This is a genomic window from Haloplanus vescus, from assembly GCF_900107665.1.
Taxonomy (GTDB): Archaea; Halobacteriota; Halobacteria; order Halobacteriales; family Haloferacaceae; genus Haloplanus; species Haloplanus vescus.
This window is the reverse complement of record NZ_FNQT01000001.1, coordinates 474124-486132: the sequence shown is the minus strand read 5'-3', so window position 1 is coordinate 486132 and position 12009 is coordinate 474124. Positions and strand designations below refer to the sequence as shown.

The 12009-nt window shown below is 66.7% G+C and carries 12 protein-coding genes; 2 read left to right on the top strand and 10 right to left on the bottom strand.

Annotated features, from left to right (window positions below):
• Window positions 1-37 precede the first annotated feature (37 nt).
• Window positions 38-322: a DUF7545 family protein gene (locus BLU18_RS02600; protein ID WP_092631020.1), complete on the top strand. Its 285-nt coding sequence runs from the start codon at window positions 38-40 to the stop codon at window positions 320-322.
• Here the strand turns inward: BLU18_RS02600 and BLU18_RS02595 are convergent.
• Together BLU18_RS02595 and BLU18_RS02590 are read right to left on the bottom strand one after the other, a co-directional pair.
• Window positions 319-1128, bottom strand: coding sequence for a ZIP family metal transporter (locus BLU18_RS02595; protein ID WP_092631016.1), 810 nt, complete (start codon window positions 1126-1128; stop codon window positions 319-321). The genes BLU18_RS02600 and BLU18_RS02595 overlap by 4 nt on opposite strands.
• Before the next feature lie 81 nt (window positions 1129-1209).
• Window positions 1210-2310: a M24 family metallopeptidase gene (locus BLU18_RS02590; protein ID WP_092631013.1), complete on the bottom strand. Its 1101-nt coding sequence runs from the start codon at window positions 2308-2310 to the stop codon at window positions 1210-1212.
• Window positions 2311-2410: 100 nt separating this feature from the next.
• On the opposite strand from BLU18_RS02590, the gene BLU18_RS02585 reads away from it, so the two are divergent.
• Complete coding sequence (locus BLU18_RS02585; RefSeq protein ID WP_092631010.1) at window positions 2411-3556, top strand: DUF7544 domain-containing protein; 1146 nt, start codon at window positions 2411-2413, stop codon at window positions 3554-3556.
• On the opposite strand, the gene BLU18_RS02580 is transcribed toward BLU18_RS02585, so the two are convergent.
• From BLU18_RS02580 to BLU18_RS02545, 8 genes are all read right to left on the bottom strand, one after another.
• Complete coding sequence (locus tag BLU18_RS02580; protein ID WP_092631007.1) at window positions 3553-4353, bottom strand: CBS pair associated ParBc domain-containing protein; 801 nt, start codon at window positions 4351-4353, stop codon at window positions 3553-3555. The two genes, BLU18_RS02585 and BLU18_RS02580, sit on opposite strands and share 4 nt — an antisense overlap.
• A gap of 46 nt (window positions 4354-4399) precedes the next feature.
• Complete coding sequence (locus BLU18_RS02575) at window positions 4400-5872, bottom strand: DHH family phosphoesterase (protein ID WP_092631004.1); 1473 nt, start codon at window positions 5870-5872, stop codon at window positions 4400-4402.
• Window positions 5873-5934: 62 nt separating this feature from the next.
• Window positions 5935-7440 (bottom strand): NADH-quinone oxidoreductase subunit N, encoded by a 1506-nt coding sequence (locus BLU18_RS02570; RefSeq protein ID WP_092631001.1) that lies wholly within the window; start codon window positions 7438-7440, stop codon window positions 5935-5937.
• Window positions 7440-8969, bottom strand: a complete 1530-nt coding sequence (locus tag BLU18_RS02565) for a complex I subunit 4 family protein (RefSeq protein ID WP_092630998.1) — start codon at window positions 8967-8969, stop codon at window positions 7440-7442. Before BLU18_RS02565 ends, BLU18_RS02570 begins: the two co-directional genes overlap by 1 nt.
• Window positions 8966-10981 carry an NADH-quinone oxidoreductase subunit L gene (gene nuoL, locus BLU18_RS02560; RefSeq protein ID WP_092630996.1) on the bottom strand — a complete coding sequence of 672 codons (2016 nt, stop codon included), beginning with the start codon at window positions 10979-10981 and terminating at the stop codon, window positions 8966-8968. Before nuoL ends, BLU18_RS02565 begins: the two co-directional genes overlap by 4 nt.
• A gap of 1 nt (window position 10982) precedes the next feature.
• Window positions 10983-11285, bottom strand: coding sequence for an NADH-quinone oxidoreductase subunit NuoK (nuoK, locus tag BLU18_RS02555; protein ID WP_092630993.1), 303 nt, complete (start codon window positions 11283-11285; stop codon window positions 10983-10985).
• Window positions 11285-11680 (bottom strand): proton-conducting membrane transporter, encoded by a 396-nt coding sequence (locus BLU18_RS02550; protein WP_092630990.1) that lies wholly within the window; start codon window positions 11678-11680, stop codon window positions 11285-11287. Before BLU18_RS02550 ends, nuoK begins: the two co-directional genes overlap by 1 nt.
• On the bottom strand, window positions 11677-11955 hold the full coding sequence (locus BLU18_RS02545) for an NADH-quinone oxidoreductase subunit J (protein ID WP_092630987.1): 279 nt from the start codon (window positions 11953-11955) through the stop codon (window positions 11677-11679). The genes BLU18_RS02550 and BLU18_RS02545 overlap by 4 nt, the downstream gene beginning before the upstream one ends.
• Between the last annotated feature and the right edge of the window lie 54 nt (window positions 11956-12009).

Here is a 12009-nt window from a genome sequence, read left to right as displayed (position 1 = left end):
CCACACGTCCTTATACCGGGCGGCCCGAGTGAGGGGCATGGTCGACACGGAGATGTACACCATCGAAGGACCGGACGGCGACACCGACGAACTCGAACTGCCGGAGGGCCTCGTCGACACACTCGCCGAACAGGGCGAGGAGCCGACGACAGTCGTCACCGAAATCGCGCTGCTCTCTTTCGTCCAGCGCTCGCACGCCATCGTCCACCACGCCGAGGGCGAGGTGCCCGGCGACCTGCAGGCGATCAACGAGAAGGCCGAGGAGCTGTTCGAGGAGCGCTTCGGCATGACCTTCGGCGAGGCGACGGGCCACGACCACTAAACGAATAGGAGCGGTACCATCGCCGCGACGCCGGCGGCGATGCCGCCGACGAGTTCGCGTTTTCCGCCCCCGGGCAGTCCCGACCCGATGCTGAGTGCCTCGGGGATGAACTCCGAGACGACGAGATAGATCATCGCCCCGGCGGCGAAGCCAAAGCCGGCCGGCAGGAACTCGCGGGCGAGGCGGACGAACAGGAACGCGACGACTGCGCCGATGGGCTGCGGGAGACTTGAGAACACCGCCCACCAGACCATCTTCCACTCCGAGACGCCGAGCGTGCGGAGCGGAATCGAGATGGCGACGCCCTCGGGCACGTTGTGAATCGAGATGGCGACGGTCATGAACACGGCGAGGAGGGGGACGGTCAGTCCGAAAATCGGAATCGCAGAGTCGACCGTCTGGAGGCCCAAGTCGGCGAAGGCGACGCCGACGGCGACACCCTCGGGAAAGCTGTGGACGGTCAACACTCCGAGGATGAGAAGGAGTTTGCGGAAGTCGGCCTCTGCGTACTGTCTCGGATTCACCTCGTAGCCCTCGATGATTTCGTGGGCGACGACGACGAGGACGACGCCCGCGACGAGGCCCGGCACGATTTCGAGCGGTGACTCGGCGGCCGCCAGTCCCTCGAAGACGAGGCCGAACACCGACGCCGACACCATGATGCCGGAGGCAAAGCCCCACAGCACCACGTTCCAGCGGTCACCCACGTCGTCGACGAGGAAGAACGGAATCGCCCCCAACCCCGTCGCGAGCGCCGTTATCAACCCCGCGACGAAGACGAACGCGACGTTCTCGAGCAACGCCATCGGCCGATTCGACGCCGCGAACGCGGTTAAGTATTATCATATTCCCGATATATTTGGTCGGCCTAAACCTCGACGCTTCGCTCAACACCGCCAGCCGCGGTCCGTCCGGTTGAGACGCTCTGCGCCGTCCTCGGTGACCAGCACCACGTCCTCGATGCGGACGCCGAAGCGGTCGGGCAGGTAGACGCCCGGTTCGACGCTGAAGGCCATCCCCGGTTCGAGCGTCGTGCCGTCGCCCGCGACGACCGACGGCGCCTCGTGGACGTCGAGGCCGACGCCGTGGCCCGTCCGGTGGACGAACGCCTCGCCGTAGCCCGCCGCGTCTATCACCTCGCGCGCCGCCCGGTCGACGGCGTCCGTCGTCACGCCGGGTTCGACGGCCGCCACGCCCGCCGCCTGTGCCTCTCGCACCACGTCGTGGACCGTCTCGAACTCGGGGTCGGGGTCGCCGTCGAAGACGACGGTCCGCGTCTGGTCGCTCACGTAGCCGTCGACGCGCGTCCCGAAGTCGAACACGACCGAGTCGCCGGCGCGAATCTCCCGGTCCCCGCTCGCGTGGTGCGGGTCGGCGCCGTTCGGCCCCGACGCGACGATGGTGTCGAAGGCCGTCTCCTCGCCGCCGTGGGCGTCCAGTCGCTCGGCGACGAACGCCGCGAGGTCGGCTTCCGTCTGCCCCACGGCCTCGTCGCCGAGGGCGCGCACGTCCCGCATCGCCGCGTCCGCCACTTCGGCGGCGGCCCGGAGTGCCTCCCGCTCCGTCTCGTCTTTTCGCATCCGAAGCGGGTCGAGTACGTCGCCCGCGAGGCCGAGGCTCGCCTCCGGGCATCGCTCCTGTAGGTCAAGGACGAACCGCGCCCACATCCGTTCGGAGACGAGGAGTCGCGACGGGTCGAGCGACGATAGCAGGGGGTCGAGTGCCGTCCCCGGGCCGTCGTCATCGTCCCACGTTCGCACGTCGTCGACCCACGTCGCCGCCCGAATCGGGCCGGCGTCGAGCGCCGGCACCACGAACGTCGGGTCGTCCTCCGCGGGCACGACGAGCAGTTGCAAGCGGTCGCTCTGTTCGCTCTCGACGTCCGCGAGATACTGGCAGTCTCGCCCGGGCGCACAGACCAAGGCGTCGGCGTCCGCCGCACGGAGGCGTTCCTGCGCGCGGCGCGTCCGCCGTTCGAACGGTGTCATGTCCGCTCCGTGCGCGCCCGCGGATAAAGTCCCGTCGCGTGTCTCTGGACGTGTTGTTCGACCACCGCTATTTTTGTCATATGGGTGTGACGTGGCGCGTATGCCCTCCTGGTATGCGTTCGCGGCCCTCAGTACGGCCCGCGATGCGACAGAAGACTTCCTTCGCCCCATCGACCGGGGGCGGTGGCTCCGTCTCGCCCTGATTGCCCTGTTCGTCGGCATCGGCGGCGGCCTCCCGACCGGCAGCGGTAACTTCAATCTCCCCTCCGGCGGCGGTGGTGGCGGAGGCGGGGGTGGCGCACCGCCGAACGTCGCGCCGTCGCTCCCCGAGTCGTCGGTGCTCGCCATCGTCGTTGCCCTCGTCGTCCTCGCCGTCGGGCTGATTCTCCTCTGGAACCTCGTGGGTGCTGTAATGGAGTTCGTCCTCGTCGCCGGCCTGCGTGACCGCGACCTGTCCATACGCGCGTCCTTTCGCGAGCACTTCCGCCCGGGCCTCCGTCTGTTCGGATTCCGCATCCTCGTCGGACTCGTGAGCCTGCTCTTGATAGCCATCCCTTTGATAGCGGTGTTCGGTCTCGGATTCAGCATCTCGGCGGCGCTGTTCGCCCTCGTCTTGCCGCTCATGGCGCTGTTCGCCATCGTCGGCCTCGTCAGTAGCGTCGCGCTGGGCCTGACGACCGACTTCGTCGTCCCGACGATGCTCACCGAAAATCGGGGCGTCCTCGACGGCTGGCGGCGCATCTGGCCGACGCTTCGCGCCGAGTGGAAGCAGGTCGGCCTCTACGTCGTCGCGAAGTTCGTCCTCGGCATCGCCGTGAGCCTCGCCGTCTCTATCGCCGTCCTCGTCGCGGCCATCGTGCTCGCCATCCCCTTCGCCATCGTCGGCGGCATCCTGTTTTTCGCCGCCTCCGCGGCGGGCGTCCACGCCGCTGGCTGGGTCATCGTCGCCGTGTTCATCGCCCTTTTCGTCGCCGCGCTCTTCGTCATCAGCCTCCTCGCGCAGGCGCCCGCACTCGCCTTCGTCCGCTACTACTCGCTGTCGGTGCTGGGGCTGCTTGACTCCGACCTCGACTTGGTGGGCGTCGACGACGACGGTGAGGACGGCGACGATGATGGCGGCGACGGCGAAAACGGAGACGACGACAGCGGCGGTGAGGACGGTGACAGCGAGAACGACGCTTCGGACGAGAGCCAGTCGATAGACGGCACCGCGACCGACGACGAGTCGCAGGAGACGCCGAGCTAGCGGTCCGGCTCTTGGAGTCGTTCGGTCGTCTCGATGAGTGGGTGGCGCGCGTAGTCGACCACGTCGATATCCGCGATGGAGTCGAGTCCCTCCTTCTCGGCAGTGCGTTGCATCCCGAGTTCGAGGTCGTTCGCCTCGTCGATGACGATGATGTAGGCGTCCATCTCGTCGATATCGAGGCGGCTCGCGGCCATGACGCGGTGGTGGCCGTCCGCGAGGAGGAGTTGGCCGCCGTTGTCGATGACGACGAGCGGTTCGGCCAAGCCGTGTTCGAGTTCGTAACTCCGGCCCTGTAACTCGTCGGCGTACACCCGCGACTGGGTGGGCGTCAGTTTCGAGAGGTCGACCTGTCGGCGCTCCTCTTCGACCTCGATGTCGTGGATGTCTTCGAGCGTGTGCATCAGCTTGTGGACCTTCTCGGGGGTTGCACGCTCGATTTGACTGCGGATGACGTCCGTGTTCGAGATTATGCCGACGAGCTTGCCCGCGTCGTCGACGACTGGGAGCTTCTGGATGCCCGACCGGAGGATGACCCGCGCGGCGTCGTTGATCTTCATGTCCGGATGCGCAACGACCGGGTCGTCGGACATCACGGTGAAGATACGCGCGCCGTCGTCGGCCTTCAGCAAGTCACGCGCGCTGATGAAGCCCTTGACCTGCCGGCCGTCGGTCACCGGGAACCCGGTGTGACCATCGCTCTCGACGATTCGACGCGCCACCTCGGCGACGGTGTCGTCCGGGGACACCGTCGCCACGTCGCGCGTCATGTAGTCTTCGACTATCGCGTTCGCGGCCATTGTCGAGTCCTACGACGCCAGCACTCAAAAGGGTGTTCGACTGTCGCTACTCCGATTCGGGCTCGGCCAACGGGAACTCGAACGCAATCGTGTCGGCGTCGGTGCCCTTGTTCGGGGAACTCGGCGGATCCTCCAGCACCTCGAACAGTCGACCTGCAATCACGTCGTCGACGACGTTCGCCAGCGACTCCGTCGACGCCTCTTCGACGGCGCCGAGGATGCCCAGCGGTATCTGTGCGCCCGCCATGTCGGCGTGGCCGCCGGCGCTTCCAATCGTTCCGAGGGCGTCGCGCAACGCCTCTCCGAGGTCGATATCTGTCCCCCGGGCTCGCCCGGAGACGTAGATGGTCTCGTCCATGAACCCGTGGACGACGGTGATGCTGACCCCCTCCATGTCGAGCAGTCGGTCGGCAGCCTGTGCGAGTGCGTCCCGGTCGGTGATCCGCCCGACTCCGCTCGTGAGGACGTCGCCCCGGACCTCTCGGTTGCGAATCGCCGCCGCCAGCGTCTCGAACACCTCCGGCCCCATGCTGGGCTCCTCGACACGGTCGAGCACCGACTCGTCGACGTGGGGGAGGACGAACGCCGCCGCCTCGAAGTCGGATTCGGAGACTTCTCGGGTGAAGTCCCGTGTGTCGACCCGGATACCGTAGAGGAGCGCCGTCGCCACCGTTCGGTCCGGCGTGAGGCCCAGCCGCTCCAGATGCGAGGCGAGGAGCGTGCTCGTCGCTCCCACGTCGCTCCGCAGGTCGACGTAGCGGGCCTCGACCGGGGCCCGCGGCGGATGGTGGTCGATGACCACGTCCACTTCGGTGTCCGGGTCGAGGCCGTCGTTGACGCCGGGCCGCGAGTGGTCGACGAGGGCGATGCCCGCGTACTCGTCGATGGCTTCCGGGTCCTCGATGTTCCGAAGGTCGAGTTCCAGCAGGTTCACCAGCGCACGGTTCTCCTGATGGGAGATATCGCCGAAGTAACACGCGTCGGCCTCGACACCGACCGTCTGTGCGATGTGCGCGAGCGCGAGCGCCGAGGCGATGGCGTCCGGGTCGGGGTTGTCGTGCATGACGACCGCGAGCCGGCCGTCGATGTCGCGGAGGACGTGCAGCAGTCGGTAGACGCGACTGGCACTCTCGCCGGTCGACAGGTCGAGGAGGTGCTCGGTCAGGAGTCGCTCCGTGTCGACGACGCGGTCGGCCACGTCGCCGAGGGCGCTCGGCGATTCGGACGCTGGCCCGCCGCTGCAGGCGACTATCAGGGCGTCCGGGAACGTCTCGCGGGCCTGCCGTGCCGCCGCGAGGTTCTCGGCCGCGTCGTCGCCGAGGACCAACACTACGTCGACGTCGTCGGGGTACGTGTCGGGGTCTGCGGGGTCGCCGCGTGTTACGTCCGCGACGCCCTCGATGCTCTCGATTCGACTCTCACTCGGGATGACGGCGTGGAGGTCTCCCCCCCACGTCGAGACGACGCCGGCGACGGTTTCGCCCGCGCGGCCACAGCCGAGCACGAGCCGCCTCACCATACCCGTCTCTTACGCCCGGCACTCAAAACCCTACCGTCACGGAGTGAGAAAAGGGGAGTCGCCTACGCGAACAGCGCCGTCGCGGCGCTCTGTGCTGTCTCGACGACCGGACCGAACGCCGGCAGGAGCAGGAGCGTGCCGACGGCGGCCGCGAGGACAGCCACGTAGATGCCCAGCGGCGTCGTGCCCAGGTCGAGCGAGTCTGCCGGGTCCTCTATCCACATCGCCTTCACGACGCGGGAGTAGTAGAACAGCGACAGCGCGCTGTTGATGGCGCCGACGGCGGCGAGCCACCAGAAGCCACCCTGAATCGCCGAGTAGAACAGGGCGTACTTCGAGAGGAAGCCACCGAACGGCGGCAGGCCGGCGAGCGAGAACATGAACACGGTCATCGCCACGCAGGCCATCGGCGCCTGCGTCGCGAGGCCCTGGTAGTCCTCGAACGTCCGACCGACCTCCCAGCGCTCGACCATCGCGATGAACAGGAAGGCGCCGGTGTTCATGAAGCCGTAGACGAACAGGTGGGCCATGCTCGCGCCCATCACGTCACCGTTCGGCCCGCCGCTCGACAGGGCCGCGAGGCCGATGAGCGCGTAGCCGGCGTGTCCCACGGAGGAGTACGCCAGCATCCGCTTGACGTTCTCCTGGGTCGCCGCCGCGAAGTTGCCGAGCGTCATCGTGACGACGGCGAGGACGGCAAAGAGCAGCGGCCAGTCGATGCCCATCGGCACGACCGATTCGATGGGGAAGGCCACCGCGAACACGCGGAAGGCGACGGCGAAGCCGGCCGCCTTCGACGCCGAGGAGAGGAAGGCGCTGATGGGAGCGGGTGCGCCCTCGTAGGCCTCCGGCGCCCAGAAGTGGAAGGGCACGGAGGCAGTCTTGTACGCGAAGCCGCCCGCAATCATCAGCACGCCCACGCCCGCGACGCCGACGAGGTCACCCGCCGAGCCGATGGAACTCGCCACTTCCGAGAGGAGGAGCGAGCCCGTGACGGCGTAGACGAGCGAGATACCGAACGCGAACACCGCCGAGGAGACGGCGCCGACGAGGAAGTATTTCAGCCCCGCCTCGACGCTCCCGCGGTTCTTCTTGAGGAAGGCCACGAGCGCGTACGAGGGGAGCGAGGCGAGTTCGAGGCTGACGAACACCGTCGCGAGCGACCCCGACGATGCCATGAGGCTCATCCCGGTCGCCGCGAGCATCACCAGCGCGTAGAACTCCGCCTGGTACGTCCGGTCGCGCAGGTAGTCGTAACTCGCTATCGACACCAGCGCGGCGACGCTGGCGAAGACGACGGTGAAGAAGAGGCTCAGCCCGTCGACGATGAGCGAGCCACCGTAGAGTTCGATGGCGCCGCCATCCTGACCGGTGCCCGCAAGCAGGAACCACCCAGCGACGGCAAGCGTCGCGACGCTTCCCAGCGCCGAGATACCCGCGAGCAGTCCCGGGCGGGTCGAGTCAGGGTCGATGCTGTCGACGAGCAACAGGACGAGCGCCGTCAGCCCGAGCAGGAGCGTCGGTGCGACGGCGGTCCAGGTCGGCAGTTGGATCTGTAGTGGTGTCACTAGAGCTCACCTCCGAATTCGAGGAGCGGCGCAACGGCGTCACGAATCATCCCGAAGAAGATGTCGGGCGCGACGCCGAGGGCGATGATAGTCACGAGGAGGATGGCCAGCGGCACCGTCTGGTGGAGTGCCGCCGGACCCACCTCGTAGTCGGTTTCGAGGCGGAACGCCCCGAAGAGCGTCCGCTGCATCGCGAAGAGCAGGTAGCCCGCGACGACGACGATACCGAACATCGCGGCCGCCGTGAACAGCGGCATCGCGCCGGTGACCGTCGACTCGAAGGCGCCCTTGAAGATGAAGAACTCGCCAGCGAAGCCGGCCATCAGGGGCAGGCCCATGTAGCCGAACGCGCCGGCGATGAGGATGCCCACCGTGACGGGCATCCGGTCGGCCATCCCGGACATGTCGCCCACCATGCGCGTGTGGGTCGTGTTGTAGATGACGCCGACCGACATGAACATCAGCCCCGAGATGAGGCCGTGGGCGATCATCTGGAAAGTGGCGCCACCGACGCCGTAGACGGTGTACGCTATCAGTCCGAGGATGACGTAGCCCATCGAGGAGACGGAGGAGTACGCGACGATGCGCTTGAGGTCCTGTTGGGCCAGTGCGAGCATCGCGCCGTAGATGACGCTGATCACGGCAATCAGCGCAATCGGCACCGCGAACTGCACGGCCGTCTGGGGCAGCATCGTGAAGTTGAACCGGAGCAGGGCGTACGTCCCCATCTTCAGGAGGACGCCCGCCAGCATCACCGACACCGGCGACGGCGCCTCCACGTGGGCGTCCGGCAGCCACGTGTGGAAGGGGACGATGGGCACCTTCACCGCGAAGCCGAGGAACATCGCGATAAAGGCGACCGAGCGAAGCGTCCCGGCGGAGATGCCGTGGAGGCCGCCGAGTTCACCCGCCCGGAGCGCCTGTGCGATGGCCGGCATGTCGAGCGTCGACACCGAATCGCCGAGCCCGAACACCAGCGCGATGAAGCCGATGAACATCGCGAGCGACGCGATGTTGGTGTAGACGAAGAACTTGATGGCGGCGTACTTCCGACGCGGGCCGCCCCAGACGCCGATGAGGAAGTACATCGGCAGGAGGACGGCCTCCCAGAAGACGAACCAGACGAAGAAGTCGAGCGCGGTGAACACGCCCAGCAGGTTCGCCTCCATGAACAGCATGAGGCCGTAGAACTGCGACTGGCGGTCGTCGATGGGCGTCCACGCGCTGACGATTGCCAGCGTCGTGAGCACCGTCGTCAACACGACCAGCGGCAGGGCGATGCCGTCGACGCCAACGTGCCAGTTGAGCGTGTAGCCGCCCAGTTCCAGCCACGGCACCATCGTCTCGAACGCTATCGAGCCGCCCGTGAGGGCGTTGCCCGACGCGTCGAAGCGACTCCACATGTAGAGGCTCCCCACGACGGGGAGCAGACTCAGCGCCGCCGCGAGCCGGCCGGCGACCCGGTCGGGCGCCAGCAACACGGCCATCGAGGCGGCGAACGTGACGGCTATCAGCGCTTCAATAATCATGCGAACCACCCCCCAACGAGTCCGAAGACGACGAGCAACGCCGTCAGCCCGAGGGAGAGGAGGACGGCGTAGTTAGTCACGACACCAGTCTGGATGCGTCGGATGCGACTGCCGGCGAACAGGCTCACGCTGGAGACGCCGTTGACGACGCCGTCGACGACGCCTTGGTCGAACGTGTCCGCCACGCGAGCGATTGGCAGGACGAGCGACTGGGCGATCCAGACCTGGTACTCGTCCTGGTAGTAGTTGTTGTACCACAGCGTCTTGACCGCGCCGAGCTTTTCGGTATGCTCGTCGGGGTCCGGGACGTTGTAGAGGACGTGTGCGGCGCCCGCGCCCGCGAGGGCGAGAGCGAGCGATACCGCGCCCGCGACGTAGGACGCCACATCGGCAGACGTGTAGTGGGCGTAGTCGTGGAGCAGTTCGCTGTAGTGTTCGGCGGTGAGCGCCGAAATCTCACCGTGGGCCAGCCAGTCGTGCAGGTATTCGAGGTGAATCCCCGTCAGGTCCTGGACCGGCACCATGTTGACGAAGCCAATCGTCGCGGCGAGAATCCCGAGGACGACCAGCGGCCCCTTCACGTTCCAGCGCACGCCGTGCGGGTCGCGGGCAGTCTCGCTTCGCGGTTCCCCGTGGAAGGTGAGGAACACCATCCGGAAGGTGTAGAAGCCGGTGAAGAAGACGGCCACCAGCCCCATCGCGTAGCCCGCAAGCAGGAGCGGCGAGCCACCGAGGCCGTGAACGAGCGCCTCGTAGAGCACCTCGTCTTTCGACCAGAAGCCCGCGAAGGGGACGATGCCCGCGAGCGCGAGCGACCCCGAGAGGAACGTGTAGTAGGTGACGGGCATCCGGTCTTTCAGGCCACCCATGTTCCACATGTTCTCGTCGTGGTGCATGGCGATGATGACCGAGCCAGCACCGAGGAAAAGCAGCGCCTTGAAGAAGGCGTGGGTCAGCAGGTGGAAGCTCGCGGCGACGTAGCCGCCGGCGCCGAGTCCCAGCATCATGTAGCCGTACTGCGAGATGGTGGAGTAGGCGAGCACCTGCTTGATTTCTTTCTTGACGACGCCCATCGTCGCGGCGAAGAGCGCGGTGAAGCCACCGACCAAGGCGATGATGCCGAGTGCGGTGGGCGACAGCGCGTAGAAACCGTACATCCGCGCGACGAGATAGACACCAGCGGCGACCATCGTCGCGGCGTGGATGAGTGCGGAGACGGGCGTCGGACCCTCCATCGCGTCGGGCAGCCACGTGTGCAGTGGGAACTGCGCGGACTTGCCGACGACGCCGCCGAGAATCAGGAGGCCGACGATAGTGAACCACGTCTCGGGGGCGAAGCCGAACGTCCGGACCGCCTCGGCGCTGCCGTGGAGTGCCTCCTCGGCGAGCACCGGGAACGCCCCTTCGCCCGCGAACTTCGCGGTGCCGAAGGTGGCGAAGACGGCGACGACGCCGACGAGGAAGAAGTAGTCACCGAAGCGGGTGACGAGGAACGCCTTCTTCGCGGCGCTCGGCGGGCCGTCCTGTCGGAACCAGAAGCCGATGAGGAGATACGAACAGAGCCCGACCAGCTCGAAGAACATGAACGCCATGAGCAGGTTGTCGGCGACGACGAACCCGAGCATGGAGGCGGTGAAGAGGCCAAGCCCGGCGTAGTAGCGCGGCAGGCCCGTCTCGCCCTCGTCGTTCATGTACCCGAGGCTAAAGACGTGAACCAGCATCGAGACCAGACAGACGATGAGCAGCATCATCGCCGCCAGCGGGTCGAGCAGGAGGCCGAAGGAGAGACTCGTCTCCCCGCCCGCGACCCACGTGTAGAGCGTCTCGTTGTAGACGTTGCCTTGGCTGACGGTCAGGAACACCCACGCCGAGACGGCGAGCGACCCCGCGGTGGCAGCGATGCCGCCGAACGCGCCGCCCTTGGGCAGGTACTTCCCGGCCGCCAGCGAGACGACGAACGAGAGGAACGGGAGGAGGACGATGACGGGTGCGAAGTCGAATGCGCCAGCCATCTTACCACCTCATCTCCGTTGCAGCGGTCACGTCCACGTCTTCGAAGTTGCGATACAGGACGAGGATGATGCCGATACCGACCGCGACTTCCGCGGCGGCGAGCGCCATCGTGAACAGACTGAACGTCTGCCCCGTCACGTTGCCCCAGTACGCCGAGAAGGCGACGAGGTTGATATTGGCTGCGTTCAACATGAGCTCGACCGACATCAGGAACAGGAGTGCGTTCTTCCGGGTCAGGATGCCGAACAGGCCGATGCAGAACACCGCGGCGGCGAGCAGCAGGTACCACTGAACGGGCACCATCAGCGCTCACCTCCCTGTTCGGGTGCGTCCGAACTGTGCGGGTCGTCGCCCTCGCGGAGTCGGTCACGGACCTCCCGGCCGCCGTCGGCCAGGAGCGCGACCATATCGCCGCTCTCCTCGCGCCGGGCGAGCATCACCGCCGCCACCAGCGCGGCGACGAGGACTGCGTCGATGATTTCGAAGGCGACGAGGAAGCTCTCGCCGGGCACCGCGCCCATGTCGAGGTTGAACATCGCGTAGCCGATGCTCGCGGTAATTGGAGCGTCGGCCGCGAACCCCTGTGGGTCGCCGAACGAAGCCCGAAGGATGGCGGCCGCCATGACGACGAACAGCGCGACTGCCACGAGTCCGGGCAGCAGGTTCGCTCCGGTTCGGAGCTCGGGTTTCGTCGTCATGTCTCACGCACCTCCGTTGTTGATGCCGATGCCGAGGTCGATTTGGTGAGCATCACGGCGAACGTGATGAGGATGAGCACCCCGCCCACGTAGACGAGGATCTGCATGGCGGCGAGAAACTCCGCCTGTAACATCACGTAATGCACCGCGACGCTCATCAGGGCGCCACCTAGGAGGAGTGCGGAGTGCCACACGTCCTCGACGAGGACGACGCCCAGGCTGCAGCCCACCGTTACGAGGGCGAACAGCACGAACGCGATCGTTTCATACACCATTGCTTGAGTTTGTTTGAGGTATTCCTTTGAACGTTTCGAGACGGCGCAGTGCCG